At 58.7% G+C, this 17,612-nt stretch carries 19 protein-coding genes (1 of these 19 running past the window's edge); 10 read left to right on the forward strand and 9 right to left on the reverse strand.

Annotated elements, in window-relative coordinates:
* Window positions 1-70: 70 nt before the first annotated feature.
* From trpE to AB4N33_RS24350, 5 genes are all read left to right on the forward strand, one after another.
* The gene (trpE, locus tag AB4N33_RS24330; RefSeq protein WP_476458420.1) at window positions 71-1,552 is read left to right on the forward strand and encodes an anthranilate synthase component I; all 1,482 of its coding nucleotides are present in this window, start codon (window positions 71-73) and stop codon (window positions 1,550-1,552) included.
* 114 nt (window positions 1,553-1,666) lie between these two features.
* Window positions 1,667-2,260: an aminodeoxychorismate/anthranilate synthase component II gene (locus AB4N33_RS24335; RefSeq protein ID WP_201191896.1), complete on the forward strand. Its 594-nt coding sequence runs from the start codon at window positions 1,667-1,669 to the stop codon at window positions 2,258-2,260.
* Between the two features lie 9 nt (window positions 2,261-2,269).
* A complete protein-coding gene (gene trpD, locus AB4N33_RS24340; protein WP_460140808.1) occupies window positions 2,270-3,319 on the forward strand; it encodes an anthranilate phosphoribosyltransferase in 1,050 nt (349 codons plus the stop codon).
* Window positions 3,316-4,152 carry an indole-3-glycerol phosphate synthase TrpC gene (trpC, locus tag AB4N33_RS24345; protein WP_460120377.1) on the forward strand — a complete coding sequence of 279 codons (837 nt, stop codon included), beginning with the start codon at window positions 3,316-3,318 and terminating at the stop codon, window positions 4,150-4,152. The genes trpD and trpC overlap by 4 nt, the downstream gene beginning before the upstream one ends.
* A 79-nt stretch (window positions 4,153-4,231) precedes the next feature.
* Window positions 4,232-4,933: a lipoate--protein ligase family protein gene (locus AB4N33_RS24350; protein WP_460120379.1), complete on the forward strand. Its 702-nt coding sequence runs from the start codon at window positions 4,232-4,234 to the stop codon at window positions 4,931-4,933.
* Between the two features lie 9 nt (window positions 4,934-4,942).
* On the opposite strand, the gene crp is transcribed toward AB4N33_RS24350, so the two are convergent.
* Window positions 4,943-5,587 carry a cAMP-activated global transcriptional regulator CRP gene (crp, locus tag AB4N33_RS24355; RefSeq protein WP_460120381.1) on the reverse strand — a complete coding sequence of 215 codons (645 nt, stop codon included), beginning with the start codon at window positions 5,585-5,587 and terminating at the stop codon, window positions 4,943-4,945.
* Between the two features lie 230 nt (window positions 5,588-5,817).
* On the opposite strand from crp, the gene AB4N33_RS24360 reads away from it, so the two are divergent.
* The gene (locus AB4N33_RS24360; protein WP_285419348.1) at window positions 5,818-6,240 is read left to right on the forward strand and encodes an OsmC family protein; all 423 of its coding nucleotides are present in this window, start codon (window positions 5,818-5,820) and stop codon (window positions 6,238-6,240) included.
* 238 nt (window positions 6,241-6,478) lie between these two features.
* Window positions 6,479-7,273: an adenosylmethionine decarboxylase gene (gene speD, locus AB4N33_RS24365; protein ID WP_460120383.1), complete on the forward strand. Its 795-nt coding sequence runs from the start codon at window positions 6,479-6,481 to the stop codon at window positions 7,271-7,273.
* Between the two features lie 136 nt (window positions 7,274-7,409).
* Here speD and coq7 read toward each other — a convergent pair whose 3' ends face one another.
* The 6 genes from coq7 to hemJ form a co-directional block, all read right to left on the reverse strand.
* Complete coding sequence (gene coq7, locus AB4N33_RS24370; protein WP_460140811.1) at window positions 7,410-8,057, reverse strand: 2-polyprenyl-3-methyl-6-methoxy-1,4-benzoquinone monooxygenase; 648 nt, start codon at window positions 8,055-8,057, stop codon at window positions 7,410-7,412.
* Window positions 8,058-8,265: 208 nt separating this feature from the next.
* Entirely contained in the window at window positions 8,266-8,604 is a 339-nt protein-coding gene (locus tag AB4N33_RS24375; RefSeq protein ID WP_017128660.1) for a histidine triad nucleotide-binding protein, read from the reverse strand.
* Between the two features lie 79 nt (window positions 8,605-8,683).
* Window positions 8,684-9,472, reverse strand: a complete 789-nt coding sequence (locus AB4N33_RS24380) for an SDR family NAD(P)-dependent oxidoreductase (protein WP_460120387.1) — start codon at window positions 9,470-9,472, stop codon at window positions 8,684-8,686.
* A gap of 61 nt (window positions 9,473-9,533) precedes the next feature.
* Window positions 9,534-10,499, reverse strand: coding sequence for a DUF805 domain-containing protein (locus AB4N33_RS24385; protein WP_476458421.1), 966 nt, complete (start codon window positions 10,497-10,499; stop codon window positions 9,534-9,536).
* Between the two features lie 91 nt (window positions 10,500-10,590).
* The gene (locus tag AB4N33_RS24390; RefSeq protein WP_476458422.1) at window positions 10,591-11,559 is read right to left on the reverse strand and encodes an NAD(P)H-dependent flavin oxidoreductase; all 969 of its coding nucleotides are present in this window, start codon (window positions 11,557-11,559) and stop codon (window positions 10,591-10,593) included.
* Window positions 11,560-11,588: 29 nt separating this feature from the next.
* Window positions 11,589-12,017, reverse strand: coding sequence for a protoporphyrinogen oxidase HemJ (gene hemJ / locus AB4N33_RS24395; protein ID WP_460140813.1), 429 nt, complete (start codon window positions 12,015-12,017; stop codon window positions 11,589-11,591).
* A 135-nt stretch (window positions 12,018-12,152) separates the two neighbouring features.
* On the opposite strand from hemJ, the gene argC reads away from it, so the two are divergent.
* Window positions 12,153-13,187 (forward strand): N-acetyl-gamma-glutamyl-phosphate reductase, encoded by a 1,035-nt coding sequence (gene argC / locus AB4N33_RS24400; protein WP_476458423.1) that lies wholly within the window; start codon window positions 12,153-12,155, stop codon window positions 13,185-13,187.
* A 168-nt stretch (window positions 13,188-13,355) separates the two neighbouring features.
* Entirely contained in the window at window positions 13,356-13,706 is a 351-nt protein-coding gene (gene erpA / locus AB4N33_RS24405) for an iron-sulfur cluster insertion protein ErpA (RefSeq protein ID WP_007906865.1), read from the forward strand.
* Between the two features lie 66 nt (window positions 13,707-13,772).
* Here erpA and AB4N33_RS24410 read toward each other — a convergent pair whose 3' ends face one another.
* Window positions 13,773-14,864 carry an anhydro-N-acetylmuramic acid kinase gene (locus AB4N33_RS24410; protein ID WP_476458424.1) on the reverse strand — a complete coding sequence of 364 codons (1,092 nt, stop codon included), beginning with the start codon at window positions 14,862-14,864 and terminating at the stop codon, window positions 13,773-13,775.
* Between the two features lie 3 nt (window positions 14,865-14,867).
* Window positions 14,868-16,277, reverse strand: coding sequence for a peptidoglycan DD-metalloendopeptidase family protein (locus tag AB4N33_RS24415; protein WP_460120401.1), 1,410 nt, complete (start codon window positions 16,275-16,277; stop codon window positions 14,868-14,870).
* Between the two features lie 211 nt (window positions 16,278-16,488).
* Here AB4N33_RS24415 and tyrS point away from each other — a divergent pair, with 211 nt between their 5' ends.
* On the forward strand, window positions 16,489-17,612 hold the 5' portion of the coding sequence (gene tyrS, locus AB4N33_RS24420; RefSeq protein WP_476458845.1) for a tyrosine--tRNA ligase. Its footprint extends 76 nt past the window's final position; the window shows 1,124 of its 1,200 coding nt (coding positions 1-1,124); its start codon is at window positions 16,489-16,491; its stop codon lies off the right edge, out of view.

The following is a 17,612-nucleotide window of genomic DNA, read 5'->3' on the forward strand; positions in this document are numbered from 1 at the left end:
TTTTCCTGGCCGGTATGTCCGGCGCGTTTGCATACCTGACTGTTCGCACCTCAAGCCACGAGGCTACACCATGATCCGCGAAGAATTCCTGCGCTTGGCCACTGCCGGCTACAACCGCATTCCGCTTGCCTGCGAAACCCTGGCCGACTTCGACACGCCGCTGTCGATCTACCTGAAACTGGCCGACGAACCTAATTCCTACCTGCTCGAATCGGTGCAAGGCGGTGAGAAGTGGGGCCGATACTCGATCATCGGCCTGCCATGCCGTACCGTGCTGCGGGTACACGATCATCACGTCAGCGTGACCCATGACGGTGTCGAGATCGAAAGCCATGACGTGGAAGACCCGCTGGCGTTCGTCGAAACCTTCAAGGCCCGTTACAACGTCCCGACCATTCCGGGGCTGCCGCGCTTCAATGGCGGACTGGTGGGCTACTTCGGTTACGACTGCGTGCGTTACGTGGAAAAACGTCTCGGAAAATGCCCCAACCCGGACCCGCTGGGCGTGCCGGATATTCTGCTGATGGTCTCCGATGCCGTGGTGGTATTCGACAACCTCGCCGGCAAGATGCACGCGATCGTCCTGGCCGATCCGTCGCAGGAAGACGCCTTCGAGCAAGGGCGCGTGCGCCTGGAAGCGTTGCTGGAAAAACTGCGTCAGCCGATCACCCCGCGCCGGGGCCTGGATTTCAGTCAGCAGCAAGCCGCTGATCCTGTATTCCGCTCCAGTTTCACCCAGCACGATTACGAAAAAGCCGTCGACACCATCAAGGAATACATCCTCGCCGGTGACTGCATGCAGGTCGTGCCGTCCCAGCGCATGTCGATCGACTTCAAGGCTGCGCCTATCGATCTGTACCGGGCGCTGCGTTGCTTCAACCCGACGCCTTATATGTACTTCTTCAACTTCGGCGACTTCCACGTCGTCGGCAGCTCGCCGGAAGTGCTGGTGCGGGTCGAGGACAACCTGATCACGGTGCGCCCGATCGCCGGTACTCGGCCGCGCGGCGCCACTGAAGAGGCGGATCTGGCCCTGGAAAAGGACCTGCTGTCCGACGACAAGGAAATCGCCGAACACCTGATGCTGATCGACCTGGGGCGCAATGACACCGGTCGCGTGTCGGAAGTCGGCTCGGTAAAACTCACGGAAAAGATGGTCATCGAACGTTACTCAAACGTCATGCACATCGTTTCCAACGTCACTGGCCAGTTGAAGGCCGGGTTGACGGCGATGGACGCATTGCGCGCTATCCTGCCGGCGGGCACCTTGTCCGGTGCACCGAAGATTCGCGCAATGGAGATCATCGACGAGCTGGAGCCGGTCAAACGGGGCGTCTACGGCGGCGCGGTCGGCTATTTCGCCTGGAACGGCAACATGGACACCGCGATCGCCATTCGGACCGCGGTGATCAAGGACGGCGAACTGCACGTGCAGGCCGGGGGCGGCATCGTCGCCGACTCGGTGCCGGTGCTGGAGTGGGAAGAAACCCTGAACAAGCGTCGGGCGATGTTCCGTGCAGTCGCCCTGGCTGAGCAAACCCCGCAAAGCTGACCGATGAGCGCGACCCGTATGCCATGCCGCTCTGGTTGACGGAGTGCTGGACGCTGCGGGTCATTCCTTCGAAGGCAGCCTTTAAAGTCAGTGAATTCAAGAGGTTTTCCAGCCATGTTGCTGATGATCGATAACTACGACTCTTTTACTTACAACGTTGTGCAATACCTCGGCGAGCTCGGTGCCGAGGTCAAGGTCGTGCGCAACGATGAGCTTACCATCGCCGAAATCGAAGCCCTGAACCCTGAGCGGATCGTGGTTTCCCCTGGTCCCTGCACGCCGACGGAAGCGGGCGTTTCTATCGACGTGATCAAGCATTTTGGCGGTAAATTGCCGATTCTTGGCGTCTGCCTGGGCCACCAATCCATCGGCCAGGCGTTCGGTGGTGACGTGGTCCGCGCCCGTCAGGTGATGCACGGCAAGACCAGCCCGGTGTTCCACGAAGACAAGGGCGTGTTCGAAGGGTTGAATCATCCTCTGACAGTTACTCGCTACCACTCCTTGATCGTCAAGCGCGAAACTCTGCCTGACTGTTTGGAGTTGACCGCCTGGACCCAGCTGGAAGATGGTTCGATCGACGAGATCATGGGCCTGCGTCACAAGACACTGAACATCGAGGGCGTGCAGTTTCACCCTGAGTCGATCCTGACCGAACAAGGGCACGAACTGTTTGCCAACTTTCTTAAACAAACCGGCGGCACGCGCTAAGGACTTTCAATGAACATCAAGACTGCCCTGAGCCGTATCGTCGATCACCTCGACCTCAGCACCGAAGAGATGCGCGATGTAATGCGCGAAATCATGACCGGGCAATGCACGGATGCGCAGATCGGCGCGTTCATGATGGCCATGCGCATGAAGAGTGAAAGCATCGACGAAATCGTGGGTGCCGTGTCGGTCATGCGCGAGCTGGCGGACAAAGTCGAACTCAACACCCTTGATGGCGTAGTCGATGTGGTGGGCACCGGTGGTGACGGCGCCAATATTTTCAACGTGTCGACCGCATCTGCGTTCGTGGTGTCGGCCGCCGGCTGCACCGTGGCCAAGCATGGCAATCGCGCGGTGTCGGGCAAGAGCGGCAGTGCCGACTTGCTGGAGGCGGCCGGTATCTACTTGAACCTGACTCCGGTGCAAGTGGCGCGCTGCATCGATAACGTCGGCATCGGCTTCATGTTTGCGCAGACGCACCACAGCGCGATGAAGCATGCTGCCGGCCCGCGCAAGGAGTTGGGCCTGCGTACCCTGTTCAACATGCTCGGCCCGCTTACGAATCCGGCCGGCGTCAAGCATCAGGTGGTAGGTGTTTTCACCCAGGCCTTGTGCCGGCCTCTGGCCGAAGTATTGCAGCGCTTGGGCAGCAAACACGTGCTGGTGGTGCACTCCAAGGACGGTCTGGATGAATTCAGCCTGGCCGCGCCGACATTTGTGGCTGAACTGAAAAACGACCAGATCACCGAGTATTGGGTCGAGCCCGAAGACCTGGGCATGAAGAGCCAGAGCCTGCATGGGTTGGCGGTAGAAAGCCCGGCAGCCTCCTACGAGCTGATTCGCGATGCCCTGGGCAAGCGCAAAACTGAAAACGGTCAGAAAGCTGCCGAAATGATCATGCTCAACGCGGGTGCTGCGCTGTACGCCGCCGATCACGCCAGCAGTCTGAAAGAGGGCGTTGCCCTGGCGCATGACGCGCTGCACACCGGTCTCGCTCGAGAAAAACTGGAGGAGTTGGGTGCGTTTACGGCGGTATTCAAAGTGGAGAATGAGGGATGAGTGTACCCACGGTTCTGGAAAAAATTCTGGCGCGCAAGGTCGAGGAAGTCGCTGAGCGTAATGCTCGTGTGAGCCTCGCGGAGCTGGAAACCCTGGCCAAGGCGGCCGACGCCCCGCGAGGCTTTGCCCAGGCATTGATCGCACAGGCCAAGTCGAAACAGCCGGCGGTGATTGCCGAAATCAAGAAAGCGTCGCCAAGTAAAGGCGTGATCCGCGAGCACTTTGTGCCTGAGGAAATCGCCAGGAGCTATGAGAAGGGCGGCGCGACCTGCCTTTCCGTGCTCACTGACGTCGACTACTTCCAGGGCGCCGATGTTTACCTGCAACAGGCACGTGCCGCCTGCAAGCTGCCAGTAATCCGCAAGGACTTCATGATCGATCCCTACCAGATCGTCGAGGCGCGGGCATTAGGCGCTGACTGTGTGCTGTTGATCGTCTCCGCGCTGGATGACGTGAAAATGGCCGAACTGGCAGCGGTGGCCAAGAGCGTTGGCCTCGATGTGCTGGTGGAAGTTCATGATGGCGACGAACTGGAGCGGGCATTGAACACCCTCGACACGCCGTTGGTGGGTGTGAACAACCGTAATCTGCACACCTTCGAGGTCAGCCTGGAAACCACACTGGACCTGTTGCCGCGAATCCCGCGCGATCGCCTGGTGATCACTGAAAGCGGCATTCTCAATCGGGCGGATGTGGAGCTGATGGAAATCAGCGACGTATACGCCTTTCTGGTGGGCGAAGCGTTCATGCGCGCCGAGCAACCGGGCATGGAGTTGCAGCGCCTGTTCTTCCCGGAACGTGGTGTTCCGGTGAGTGGTTCCACGCTCGACTGATCGAGTCGACCCCATCGCGGGCTTGCCCGCGATGAGGCCTTCAAATCCCCCAAAGAACTGAAGCCTGCCGGAGCCACCCATGTCGCGAGCCCTGTCCCTGACCATCGAAGCCGGCCTGCAAGCCGAACAGGACCTGCTCGCCTCGGTCTGCGCCGGCGCTTCAGAGTTCGGCCTGCTGTTCTGGCAACCCAGCGACCGGGCATTGGTCATGCCGCGCCGCCTGAATCGTCTGCCCGATTTCGATCATGCCTGCGAAGTCAGTGCCGCTGCCGGCTGGCCTGTGCTGCTGCGCGAAACCGGTGGAGAGCCGGTTCCCCAATCGGCGTCCACCCTCAATATCGCCCTCGTCTACGCACCACCGCGCAGCGAAGGGGATTTGAACCGAATCGAGTCCGGCTACCTGCGCCTGTGTAATCCGATCTGTGAATTGCTCGACGAACTGGGTGGCGCGTCGTCACTTGGGGAAATCGACGGTGCATTTTGCGACGGCCGCTTCAACGTCAACCTGGACGGACGCAAGATGGTCGGCACCGCCCAGCGCTGGCGCCAGAGTCAGGGTGGACAGCGTCCGGTGGGGCTGGTGCACGGGGCGATGCTGCTGGATGACGAGCGTGAATCGATGGTCACGGCCGTCAATCGCTTCAACGAGGCCTGTGGCCTGGAGCAACGCGTCCGTGCGCAGAGCCACATCGCTCTGCACGAGAAATTCACGGCGCCGGATGCGCTGACACGTCTGGACGAACTCTATCGGCAACTGCTGGGAGAGATGTTCGGCGGTTGAGTTTTGGGCTTATCGAGTCCCGAACACCACCATGGTCTTGCCTTTGACGTTCACCAGGTTGCGCTCTTCCAGATCCTTGAGCACACGCCCGACCATTTCCCGAGAGCACCCGACAATCCGCCCGATCTCCTGACGCGTAACCTTGATCTGCATGCCATCGGGGTGAGTCATGGCGTCGGGCTGTTTGCACAGTTCCAACAGGCAGCGGGCAACACGGCCGGTCACGTCGAAGAAGGCCAGGTCGCCGACCTTGCGTGTGGTGTTACGCAGGCGTTGTGCGATTTGTCCGCTAAGCGCGTAAAGAATGTCGGGGTCTTGATGGGAGAGCTCGCGAAATTTCGTGTAGCTGATTTCCGCGACCTCGCACTCGACTTTCGCGCGAACCCAGGCACTGCGTTCCTGTTCCTGGCCGGCTTGCTCAAACAGGCCCAACTCACCAAAAAAGTCCCCGGTGTTGAGGTAGGCGATGATCATTTCGCGGCCGTCGTCATCCTCGATCAGGATGGTGACCGAGCCCCTAATGATGTAGAACAGCGTTTCTGAGCGGTCGCCTGCACAAATGATATTGCTCTTGGCGGCATGACGCCGACGCTGGCAATGCATCAACAACTTGTCGAGGTTCTTGATTTTGGGGGTTGGGGCAATAGCAACCATGGTTGTATCTCGAAAAGACTGCACGGTGTGTTTGGTTTTTTTATGAGGCGCTGAGGTTGCTGCAGAGCTGGCTAAGCGCCAGCTATTTGGCGTCAGCTTAACAGACACTCCCTGCTATATTCGAGAATTTACCTACAAAGCGACCGGTTATGTCCTAGGAAGGCGGGCGCTGTCAATCCTGGGCCCTGTGCTAAGCTGGCGACCCTTTTTTAGACAGTGGAGTCTTGGCGATGAAGGCACGCATTCAATGGGCTGGCGAAGCCATGTTCCTCGGCGAGTCCGGTAGCGGTCATGTCGTGGTCATGGACGGTCCGCCCGATGCCGGTGGTCGTAACCTGGGCGTGCGGCCGATGGAAATGCTCCTGCTGGGTGTAGGTGGATGCAGCAATTTCGATGTGGTCAGCATCCTCAAGAAATCCCGCCAGGCCGTTGAAAGCTGCGAAGCCTTCCTCGAGGCCGAGCGTGCGAGCGAGGATCCAAAGGTCTTCACCAAGATTCACATGCACTTTGTGGTCAAGGGCCGTGGGCTGAAAGAAGCCCAGGTCAAACGCGCCATTGAGCTCTCTGCCGAGAAGTATTGCTCGGCGTCCATCATGCTCGGCGCCGCCGGCGTTGCGATTACCCACGACTACGAAATCGTCGAGTTGGGTTGAATCGACATTCAACTATCATAAAAGCAGTGCAGACTCTGGCGATCCATGGCTGACGTCTGCATAATGCGCCACTTTTTTCAGGGTGGTGGCCCGTCAGCCGACAGGCCGCTTACCCGATCAGACAACCAAAATCGCCATCGCGAAGAGGTGTTAACCGTCCTACGCAGGTGCGTCGTTCGCATCTGACGGGCATGCTTGATCACGCGGCCGGGCCGCAATACATAGAGAGTTTTTAACGGTGAAAAGCAAACTCAAGCTCCACGGGTTCAATAACCTGACAAAGACCTTGAGCTTCAACATCTATGACATCTGCTACGCGGAAACCCCGCAAGACCAGCAGGCCTACGTCGAGTACATCAATGAAGAGTACAACGCGAAACGTCTGACGCAGATCCTCACGGAAGTTGTCGATATCATTGGTGCCAACATCCTGAACATCGCCAGTCAGGACTACGAACCGCAGGGCGCCAGCGTTACGATCCTGATCTCTGAAGAACCGGTGACCCCGACCGAGAGCCAGATCGAAGAGTCCCCGGGCCCGTTGCCGGAAATCATCCTGGCCCACCTCGACAAGAGCCACATCACGGTGCACACCTACCCGGAAATCCATCCGGATGACGGTATCGCTACCTTCCGTGTCGATATCGACGTGTCGACCTGTGGCGTCATTTCACCGCTCAAGGCGCTCAACTTCCTGATTCACCAGTTCGATTCGGACATCGTGACCGTGGATTATCGCGTACGCGGTTTCACCCGTGATGTCGAAGGCAAGAAGCACTTCATCGATCACGAGATCAACTCGATCCAGAACTACCTGTCCGACGACACGCGCGACGCGTATCAGATGACCGACGTGAACGTGTATCAGGAAAACCTGTTCCACACCAAAATGCTGCTGAAGAACTTCGAACTGGATAACTACCTGTTCGGCGACGCCACCGGTAGCCTGTCCCCTGAGCAGCGCGCCCAGGTGACCGAACGTGTGAAGCACGAAATGCTCGAAATCTTCTACGCGCGCAACATGCCGAACTAAGAACTTCGAACACAAAAAAGGCGACTCCCTCACGGCAGTCGCCTTTTTCATACGTGGGTCACGGCTCGCTCCTGTAGGAGCGAGCTTGTCGAAGCGTCGAACCGTCGCGATAAGGCCCGTCCAGTCAACCTAAACCTCAAATCCGATAAGTACTCTTGGTCATCACCTTGGCCAACAAACTCATCCCGAACTTCACCGGCGCCGGAAAACGGAAACCACCCGCTTCCAGAGCACTCTCGGCATGATGCTCCTCATCGATACGCATCTGCTCGAGAATCGCCCGGGACTTCTCATCTTCTGCCGGCAACTGTTCCAGGTGCTCGTTCAAATGCTTGCACACCTGATGTTCGGTGGCGGCAACGAAACCCAGGCTGACTTTGTCGCTGATCAGCCCGGCCACCGCACCAATCCCGAACGACATGCCATAGAACAGTGGATTGAGAATACTGGTATGGCTGCCCAACTGATGAATGCGTTGTTCGCACCACACCAGATGGTCGATTTCTTCCTCGGCAGCATGCTCCATGGCAGCGCGAACCTGCGGCAGCTTGGCCGTCAGCGCTTGCCCCTGGTATAGCGCCTGTGCGCACACTTCGCCGGTATGGTTGATACGCATCAGGCCGGCGACATGCCGGGTGTCTTCGTCGCTCATTTGCGCTTCCGGCTGCACGATGGCGGGCGACGGACGGTACGGCTGGCCGCTGAAAGGCAGCAGGGTACGCATGGCGGCATCGGCTTGCAGCAGTAGACGATCAATGGGCGAGTAGTGACGTTGGGTAGTCATGCTGACCTCCGGGAAGAATCTCGGCCGCCAGTTTAACCCAATCGGCCGGGGAAGGTTTGCGCTGGGTCATTGCACGACGGTTTCGTCTGTATCTGTAGGAACCAGCTTGCTGGCGATGGTGGTTCAGGCGACGCGGGCTGTCTGGCATCCCGTATATCGTTCACGACCATCGCCAGCAAGCTGGCTCCTACAGACAGGCGAGGAGCAATCAGCCCGGTGGCCAGTTCATCTGGCGTTGACCCAGGACGTGCATGTGAATGTGGTAGACGGTCTGCCCACCCAATTCGTTGCAGTTCATCACTACGCGGAAACCCTCTTCACAGCCCAGCTCCAGCGCCAGGCGCTGGGCAGTGAACAGAATATGCCCGGCCAGTGCCTTGTCGTCCTCGGTAAGGTCGTTGAGGGTGCGCACGGGTTTCTTCGGGATCACCAGAAAATGTACCGGCGCTTGTGGGGCGATATCGTGGAAGGCCAGTACCTGGTCGTCCTCGTAGATGATCTTCGCCGGGATTTCCCGGTTGATGATCTTGGTGAACAGAGTATCCACAGCTGTTTTCTCCGTTGTTTGGGCTGGCCTGAGTGTACCCATGGGGATTGTTCGAGCCCAGCCTTTTGCCTTGCGGCCGTCAGCGTGGGCAGTAAGCCTTGTTGACCATGCCAGTGATTGTCCGATTCAGCCAGCGCGTCCCGAGCCGCGACAGACAGGCGACCCAGCGGTTGCGGCGACCGGGAATAATGATGGCGCGGTTTTTTTCCAGGGCGCGCACGGTGTAGAGAGCGACCTCCTCGGGGCTCATCAGCAGATTGCTGTTGGCCAATTTGTCGGTGTCCATCTGTGCTGTGCGGTAGAACGCGGTGCGGGTGGGGCCCGGACAGAGCACCGAAACCTTGACTGCGCACTTCTTCAGCTCGACGCGCAGCCCTTCGGAGAAATGCAGCACGTAGGCCTTGCTGGCGTAATAGGTGCTCATCCAGGGACCGGGATGGAAAGCTGCGAGCGATGCGACGTTGAGGATCTGTCCGCCCCCATGCAGCGCCATGCTGTTACCGATGGCGTGGCAAAGGCGGGTGAGGGCGAGAATGTTCACTTCGATCAGGTCCTGCTCGGTCATCCAGTCTTGCGCGAGGAATGGGCCACAGGTGCCGATGCCGGCGCAGTTGACCAGCAAGTCGATTTGCCGATCGCTTTCTTCCAGCTCCAGCAGGAACCCGGACAGCCTCAGCGGCTCGCCCAGGTCGCAGGCTCGGAACAACACTTCCACGCCAAATCGCTGCGTCAGTTCAATGGCGATGCTTTCCAGCTGATCACGTTGTCGTGCCACCAGAATCAAGCTGCGGCCACGGCGAGCCAGCGCCTCGGCCATCGCCAGGCCGATGCCACTGGAAGCGCCGGTGATCAGTGCGTAACGGGTCATTCAGTTCTCCATCGCAGCAGCTGCGCGCCGCGACGCAGGTGTCACGAGCGGGGAGCGCCGTTCATTCTTTGGCAGATTCTACAGGGGCCGGGACTTGTTCGGTTTCTTCGTCTGCGGTATCCGGCATTTCGATGGCCTGGGCCGGCTCGACTTCCACTTGGTCGATCACACTGCTGTCGTAGCTGGCTTCGGCGGCACTTTCGTATTGTTGCTGCAGCGTACTGAAGCCGCCGGCCAGTGCACCAATGAAGACGACGGCAATAAGTACGAGCCACAACGATGAGAGGACTTTGACGGCGGTGCTGTTGGGTGGAGGCGGAGGGCCGTAGCGGTTGACTGCCTGGTTGCCCGGCACGCACATGATCACGAACGGAAAGACGCTGCCTACGATTGGAACGAGGTGCAACAACCAGAGCCAGCCGGACCAGCCGATGTCGTGCAGGCGCTGAACGCAGATCTGGATGCTGACGAGCCCAATGGCCAGGCACAGGAAGAACGCCAGTAGCCCGCCAAGAATCAACCCGGCAGATGAGTCGCTGCTGATCAGCCCGATGGCGAAAACAGCCGCGGTCGTGCCGGCGCCGATGACCACGAGGATCAGGACCATGGTCCAGGCCAGGTACCGCAGGCGGCCGATGCGTCCCGCGAAGCTGAAGGGTTTGAGCTCGGCAAACTCTGGGAGGTTATCGCCAACGCTGGCGCGGGGCGGGGCATAGGGCGACTCGGGGTCAGCGAATGCGGCCGCCTTGCTGACAGGCGCATGTTGAATGTCGGCCAGGCTCAACTCAATCGCAGGTTCGGCTTCAATCCGGGCATCGATCCCGGTTTTGGCCAGCGCCTCCAGGTAGGTTTGCGCTTGCTCCTGTGACAGGCCCTGTTTGAGTGTCACCGCCTGCCCGGTGAATAGCCGTTCCACTGCCGCAACATCACTTTTGTACAACGCCGCCAGGTTGAGTTTGGCCGTGGTGATTTCGACACCCGGTCGTAGCGCGCCGTTGAAAACGATCTTGAAACGGTTGTCACTCATTGCGAGGCATCCTTGTCGCGAGGTTTTGAATAGTGGGAGGTATGCGTCGCAAGTTTAAGGCCAGCCGGGGATGACTGGCCAAGTTTTCCGCTTAGCGTGGCCAGCGTGTCGCAAGCTGTGTCGAAAGCTCGAGGGCCTTGCGGTACTCCGCGTCCAGCCGTGCGACCAGTTGATCTACGCCAGGCACGTCGCTGATCCCGCCAACTCCCTGTCCGGCGGACCAGACAGTTTTCCAGGCCTTGGCCTCGTCGCTTATGGGTTTGAGCTTGGAACCGAAATTGACGTCTCCCTTGTTTTGCAGCGCTGTCATGTCGAAACCGGCGGCTTCCAGGCTTTGCCGCATGAAGCTTGCAGGCACACCCGACACCGCAGGGGTATGAATGATGTCCGCGGCGCGGGACGCCAGAAGCATGTCTTTATAGGCGTCAGGTGCATGACTTTCGGTGGTGCCGATAAAGCGCGTACCAAAGTAGGCCAGATCCGCGCCGAGCAATTGCGCGGCGAGAATCTCGTGTCCATGGTTCAAGCAGCCGGCGAGCAATAGTGTTTTGTCGAAGAACTGACGGATTTCGGCGACCAGCGAAAACGGGCTCCAGGTGCCGGCATGGCCCCCAGCGCCCGCCGCGACAGCGATCAAACCGTCGACGCCGGCCTCGGCGGCTTTCTCGGCATGCCGACGCGTCGTTACGTCATGGAAAACCAGTCCGCCATAGCTGTGAACCGCATCGACCAGCTCTTTCACCGCGCCAAGGCTGGTGATCACAATCGGCACTTTGTGCTCGATGCAGATTTGCAGGTCCGCTTGCAGTCGTGGATTGCTGTTGTGGACGATCAGGTTCACCGCATAGGGTGCGGGATTCTCCAATGTCGCCAGGCCTGCTTCGATTTCTTCCAGCCAGGCCTTGAAGCCGCTGCTCTCGCGCTGGTTCAGCGCAGGAAAGCTGCCGACAACGCCGTTGCGACAGCAGGCGAGTACCAATTGAGGATTGGAAATCAGAAACATCGGCGCCGCCACGACGGGCAGGCGCAGGCGTTGTTCGAGCAAGGCAGGCAGCGACATTGGCAGTACCCCGGGGTGGCTGATTAAAGTTAGAACGGTCGAACGACGACCAGAATTACGATAGCCAGCAATAGCAGAACCGGCACTTCATTGAACCAGCGATAAAAGACATGGCTGCGGGTGTTCTCGCCACGGGCAAAGCGTTTCACCTGCGCGCCGCACATGTGATGGTAGCCAATAAGGATCACCACCAGCGTCAACTTGGCGTGAATCCAGCCGCCTTGACTGAAGATGCTCGGGTTCAGGCCAATCAGCGCGATGCCGAAGATCAGCGTGGCAATCATCGCCGGCCCCATGATGCCGCGGTACAGCTTGCGCTCCATGACGCTGAAGCGTTCCTGGCTGATGGCGTCTGCGCTTTGCGCGTGATAGACGAACAGGCGCGGCAGGTAAAACAGGCCGGCAAACCAGCAGACCATGCTGACGATATGAAGCGCTTTGAGCCACAGATAAAGCATTTTTGATTATTCCCAGGTTCACGGTAGCCCGAATAGTAGAGGCTTGAGCGCCCGCACGTCACCTTGACGGTTGTCGCAGGCGCTCGCCGCCCCTATCATCGACGGCTTTCCAGTGGGTTCGTTGAGGGCAGTTTTATGGTCAAGGTCGGTATCGTCGGCGGCACGGGTTACACCGGTGTCGAACTGCTGCGTCTGTTGGCACAGCATCCGCAAGCTGAAGTGGTCGTCATCACTTCCCGATCCGAGGCCGGCCTGGCCGTGGCCGATATGTATCCCAATCTGCGCGGTCATTACGACGGCCTGGCATTCAGCGTTCCGGACGTGAAGACCTTGGGCGCCTGCGATGTGGTGTTTTTCGCCACGCCTCATGGGGTGGCCCATGCACTGGCCGGCGAGCTGTTGGCGGCCGGGACCAAGGTTATCGACCTGTCGGCGGACTTCCGTCTGCAGGACGCTGACGAGTGGGCCAAGTGGTACGGCCAGCCGCATGGCGCCCCGCAACTGCTGGAAGAGGCCGTCTATGGCTTGCCGGAAGTCAATCGCGAGCAGATCAAGCAGGCTCGTTTGATCGCCGTGCCGGGTTGCTATCCAACCGCCACCCAATTGGGTTTCCTGCCATTGCTTGAAGCTGGCCTGGTCGATACCACGCGCTTGATCGCGGACTGCAAATCCGGCGTCAGTGGTGCCGGTCGTGGTGCTTCGGTAGGTTCGCTGTATTCCGAAACGTCGGAAAGCATGAAGGCGTACGCCGTCAAAGGTCACCGTCACCTGCCCGAGATTCGCCAGGGCCTGCGGCGTGCAGCGGGTAAGGACGTCGGTCTGACCTTCGTGCCTCACCTGACTCCGATGATCCGTGGCATTCACTCGACGCTTTACGCGACAGTGGTTGACCGCTCGGTGGATTTGCAGGCGTTGTTTGAAAAACGTTATGCCAATGAACCTTTCGTTGATGTGATGCCGGCGGGCAGCCACCCGGAAACCCGCAGCGTGCGCGGCGCCAACGTTTGCCGTATCGCTGTGCATCGTCCGCAGGACGGTGACCTGGTGGTGGTGTTGTCGGTGATCGACAACCTGGTCAAGGGCGCGTCCGGTCAGGCGGTGCAAAACCTGAACATCCTGTTCGGTCTGGATGAGCGTCTGGGCTTGTCCCATGCAGGTATGTTGCCTTGACATCAGCCTCAAGCGCCAAGCTGCAAGCTGCAAGTTGTCGGCGAGCAGCTTGAAGCTTGCAGCTCAAAGCTTGCCGCTGCTCCCCAAATAGTTGACCAATTTTCTCGGAGAAGCGGATAATGCGCGTCATCACGCATTATGGCGGCGTAACGCCGGGAGATAGTTAGCATGAGCGTCGAATCCTTCACCCCCACGGCTTTGCAATTCACCCACGGTGCCGCGCACAAGGTGAAGAGCCTGGTCGATGAAGAGGGGAATGATCGCTTGAAGCTGCGCGTATTCGTTACGGGCGGTGGTTGTTCAGGTTTCCAGTACGGCTTCACCTTCGATGAGGAAGTGGCCGATGATGACACCATCGTCGAGCGCGAGGGCGTGAGCCTGGTCGTTGACCCGATGAGCTTCCAGTACCTGGCAGGTGCCGAGGTGGATTACCAGGAAGGTTTGGAGGGTTCGCGTTTCGTCATCAAGAACCCGAATGCCACCACCACTTGTGGTTGCGGTTCTTCGTTCTCGATCTGATCGCATTTCAAGGCAGTATCCAGCGCCGCAAGACTTCCGGGTCCTGCGGCGTTTTGCTGTCTGGCTTCAGGCTGGGTAGATGGCGCCGAGTACCCGCAGGCCGCGAGCACCGGTGACGCTCGGGCGATTGGCCGCGATGCCTTCCAGGCAGCAATGGGCCAGCCAGGCGAAAGCCATGGCCTCGACCCAGTCCGGGTCAACCCCGTGCGTAGCGGTGCTGCTGACCGTTGCGTTCGGCAGCAGGCTGGCCAGGCGCGCCATGAGCGTAGCGTTGTGCGCGCCACCTCCGCACACCAGCAGCTCCCGGGTATCCGCTTGGGCGCTTTGCAGCGATTCAATGATGGTCAGCGCGGTCAGCTCCAGCAGCGTCGCCTGCACATCTTCAGCGGCAAACGGTGGCAGACCGGAAAGATGCTGTGTCAGCCATGGCAGGTTGAACACTTCGCGGCCGGTACTCTTAGGGCCTTTGGTCACGAAGAACGCGTCACTGAGCAGTGCTTTGAGCAGCACAGGTTCCACTTTGCCGCTGGCGGCCCATTGGCCGTTGCGGTCGAAGTTTTCCCCTCGTTGCTGGTGAATCCAGGCATCGAGCAGCACATTTCCAGGTCCGCAGTCGAAGCCGGCCACCGGTTTGCCGGGCTCGATCAGGCTGAGGTTGCTGAACCCGCCGATGTTGAGCACAGCACGATTGCCTGCCTGTTCTTCAAAGAGTGCTTCGTGAAATGCAGGAACCAGAGGTGCGCCTTGGCCGCCGGCCGCTACGTCTCGACTGCGAAAGTCGCTTACGACCGTAATGCCGGTCAGTTCTGTCAGCAGGGCAGGGTTGCCAATCTGGACGGTGAAGCCGCGTGCCGGCTCGTGGCGGATGGTCTGGCCATGGCTGCCAATCGCCAGGATGTCCTGGGCTTTCAGGTTGTGTTGATTCAGAAGGGCATGAATGCCATCTGCCGCGAGCTTCACCCAGTGCTGTTGGGCAATGGCTGAGCGGGCAATCTCGTCAGGCCCGGTGGCGCACAAACCCAGCAACTCGGCGCGCAGGGATTCAGGCATCGGAATGTAATGCGTGGCGATCAGCTTGATCGCCCCATTCAGTTCGATCAGCGCAATGTCCAGGCCATCGAGGCTGGTCCCGGACATCACACCTATATAGAGCGGCATTGCTTAGCGCTTCGAAGCCAGCATGGTGGCTTTCTCTTGATCCATGCGCGCCATCAGTGGCTGGCTTTGGGCGAGGAAGCGCGAGCGCTCGCCCTTGGAGATGGGGTCGGCCATCGCGAGTTTCTGGCTCAGCGGGTCTACGTGTACCCCGTTGACCTGGAACTCGTAATGCAAATGTGGACCGGTGGAAAGACCGGTGGTGCCGATGTAGCCAATGACCTGACCCTGCTTGACGGAGCTGCCGGTCTGTACGCCTTTGGCGAAACCCTGCATGTGTCCGTATAGCGTGCGGTAGGTGTTGCCATGCTGAATGATCACGGTGTTGCCGTAACCGCCACGACGGCCGGCCAGCAATACCTTGCCGTCTCCCGCTGCCTTGATTGGCGTGCCGCGCGGTGCAGCATAGTCAACGCCTTTGTGGGCGCGGATCTTGTTCAGGATCGGATGCTTGCGTCCCATGGAGAATTTCGAACTGATGCGGGCGAAGTCTACCGGCGTGCGGATGAACGCCTTGCGCATGCTGTTGCCGTCAGCTGTGTAGTAGCTGCTGTTGCCTTGTTTATTGGTGTAGCGAACGGCGGTGTAAGTCTTGCCGCGGTTTGTGAAGCGCGCGGAGAGGATGGGCCCGTTGCCAATCGACTTGCCATTGACGACTTTCTGTTCGTAGATCACGTCGAACTCATCGCCCTGGCGAATATCCTGGGCGAAGTCGATGTCGTAGCCGAAGACGCTGGCCATGTCCATGGTCAGGCTGTGCGACAAACCAGCCCGTGCAGCCGATTGCGACAGCGAGCTGTTGATCACGCCATGAGCGTAGGTCGAGCGCACAGTTGGCTTGGTAGTGATGCGGTTGAAGACATAGCCCTTGTCATTTTTGGTCAGGGTAATGCTTTCCAGATCGCTGACCTTGCTGTGCAGGTTGGTCAGTTGGCCTTGCGGGTTGAGTTCGAATTCGAGCTTCTGGCCGTGCTTGAGCTGGCTGAACTGCTTGGCCTGTTTGTCGCTGGCGAGCACTTCATGCACTGCGGTGGCAGGAAGGCCGACCTTTTCGAACAGTGTCGAAAGCGTGTCGCCTTTTGCAACGATCACTTCCCGATGGTTCGGGCTTTTGATCTCTTCAGTTGCAGGTGCGGCCTGAGCTGTTTCCTGAACCTCTTCGGTGCCGTTATCGATCTGGGCGAAAGGAGAAGTTACCGCCTCATTTGTGGCTTGAGCTGCATCGGCAGCGTCTTGATCTTGTGTCAGTTGTTCAGCAGGGCTTTCCAGTTCAAGACTCAAGGTTGTCTTTTTGGCTTCTACATCACTGGAAGGGAATACCAGAAGCGCCAGGCTCAAGAGGGCAGCGATGCCGCTTGCTGCGAGCAGATGGGTCTTCGGGTAAAGCGGCGGCGCTTTAGACGATTCGTTGGTCATAAGTAGTTTTGACTTTGAAAAAGATGAATTGGAAAAGATGAATGACATGATGAAGATGAAATAACTGTATAAAATATAACCAAATCATCTGTGAAGCAAGTCCGCGGACGTTCTGCCGGTGGATTGGCGTCATTGCGCTGGCCAAATTTTGTATTTGACGCGTGATCTTGTATGGTTGGTTCCCTTTGAATTCGAGCCTTGCGGGTCTGTTATGAAGTCGGTTGAAGAGCAGCTAGCGCTGATCAAACGTGGTGCAGAAGAATTGTTGGTCGAGTCCGAGCTGGTAGAAAAGCTCAAGCGCGGCCAGCCACTCCGTATTAAGGCTGGCTTCGATCCGACTGCGCCGGATTTGCACCTGGGACACACCGTTCTTATTAATAAGCTGCGCCAGTTCCAGGAGCTGGGGCATCAGGTGATCTTCCTTATTGGTGACTTCACCGGGATGATCGGTGATCCGAGTGGCAAAAGTGCCACGCGTCCTCCGCTGACTCGCGAGCAGGTTCTCGAGAACGCCGAGACCTATAAGGCTCAAGTGTTCAAGATTCTCGATCCGGCTAAAACCGAAGTAGCCTTCAACTCCACCTGGATGGATCAGATGGGGCCAGCGGACTTCATACGGCTGACCTCGCAATACACCGTCGCTCGCATGCTTGAGCGTGACGACTTCGACAAGCGCTATACGACCAATCAGCCCATCGCCATCCATGAGTTCCTTTATCCGCTTGTCCAGGGTTATGACTCGGTTGCCCTGCGCGCGGATGTCGAACTGGGTGGCACCGACCAGAAATTCAATTTGCTGATGGGGCGCGAATTGCAGCGTGGTTATGGTCAGGAGCCCCAGTGCATTCTGACCATGCCGCTGCTCGAAGGTCTGGATGGCGTGAAAAAGATGTCCAAGTCCTTGGGCAACTACGTCGGTATTCAGGAAGCGCCGGGCGTGATGTACAGCAAGCTGGTTTCCATTCCGGATGCACTGATGTGGCGTTACTTCGAGCTGCTCAGCTTTCGGTCCATGGACGAGATCAATGCGTTTCGTGCCGAGGTCGAGGCGGGTGCCAACCCGCGTGACATCAAGATCAAGTTGGCCGAAGAAATCGTTGCGCGCTTCCATGGGGAAGAGGCTGCGGCGAATGCGCATCGCGGTGCTGGCAACCGTATGAAGGATGGCGAGCTGCCGGATGATCTGCCGGAAATCGAACTGTCTGCTGCTGAGGATATGCCGATCGCTGCTGTGCTTAATAAAGCAGGCCTGGTGAAGAACTCGGCTGTTGCGCGTGACCTGCTCAATTCCGGTGGTGTGCGTGTGGATGGTGAGGTTGTCGATCGCACCTTTAT

Source organism: Pseudomonas sp. S1_E05 (assembly GCF_056337105.1).

What these genes read in the sequence shown, in the direction of transcription:
- trpE (WP_476458420.1), top strand. Translation starts at nt 71, where the DNA reads ATGATCCGCGAAGAATTCCTGCGCTTGGCCACTGCCGGCTACAACCGC.
- AB4N33_RS24335 (WP_201191896.1), top strand. Translation starts at nt 1,667, where the DNA reads ATGTTGCTGATGATCGATAACTACGACTCTTTTACTTACAACGTTGTG.
- trpD (WP_460140808.1), top strand. Translation starts at nt 2,270, where the DNA reads ATGAACATCAAGACTGCCCTGAGCCGTATCGTCGATCACCTCGACCTC.
- trpC (WP_460120377.1), top strand. Translation starts at nt 3,316, where the DNA reads ATGAGTGTACCCACGGTTCTGGAAAAAATTCTGGCGCGCAAGGTCGAG.
- AB4N33_RS24350 (WP_460120379.1), top strand. Translation starts at nt 4,232, where the DNA reads ATGTCGCGAGCCCTGTCCCTGACCATCGAAGCCGGCCTGCAAGCCGAA.
- crp (WP_460120381.1), bottom strand. Translation starts at nt 5,587, where the DNA reads ATGGTTGCTATTGCCCCAACCCCCAAAATCAAGAACCTCGACAAGTTG.
- AB4N33_RS24360 (WP_285419348.1), top strand. Translation starts at nt 5,818, where the DNA reads ATGAAGGCACGCATTCAATGGGCTGGCGAAGCCATGTTCCTCGGCGAG.
- coq7 (WP_460140811.1), bottom strand. Translation starts at nt 8,057, where the DNA reads ATGACTACCCAACGTCACTACTCGCCCATTGATCGTCTACTGCTGCAA.
- AB4N33_RS24380 (WP_460120387.1), bottom strand. Translation starts at nt 9,472, where the DNA reads ATGACCCGTTACGCACTGATCACCGGCGCTTCCAGTGGCATCGGCCTG.
- AB4N33_RS24385 (WP_476458421.1), bottom strand. Translation starts at nt 10,499, where the DNA reads ATGAGTGACAACCGTTTCAAGATCGTTTTCAACGGCGCGCTACGACCG.
- AB4N33_RS24390 (WP_476458422.1), bottom strand. Translation starts at nt 11,559, where the DNA reads ATGTCGCTGCCTGCCTTGCTCGAACAACGCCTGCGCCTGCCCGTCGTG.
- hemJ (WP_460140813.1), bottom strand. Translation starts at nt 12,017, where the DNA reads ATGCTTTATCTGTGGCTCAAAGCGCTTCATATCGTCAGCATGGTCTGC.
- argC (WP_476458423.1), top strand. Translation starts at nt 12,153, where the DNA reads ATGGTCAAGGTCGGTATCGTCGGCGGCACGGGTTACACCGGTGTCGAA.
- erpA (WP_007906865.1), top strand. Translation starts at nt 13,356, where the DNA reads ATGAGCGTCGAATCCTTCACCCCCACGGCTTTGCAATTCACCCACGGT.
- AB4N33_RS24410 (WP_476458424.1), bottom strand. Translation starts at nt 14,864, where the DNA reads ATGCCGCTCTATATAGGTGTGATGTCCGGGACCAGCCTCGATGGCCTG.
- AB4N33_RS24415 (WP_460120401.1), bottom strand. Translation starts at nt 16,277, where the DNA reads ATGACCAACGAATCGTCTAAAGCGCCGCCGCTTTACCCGAAGACCCAT.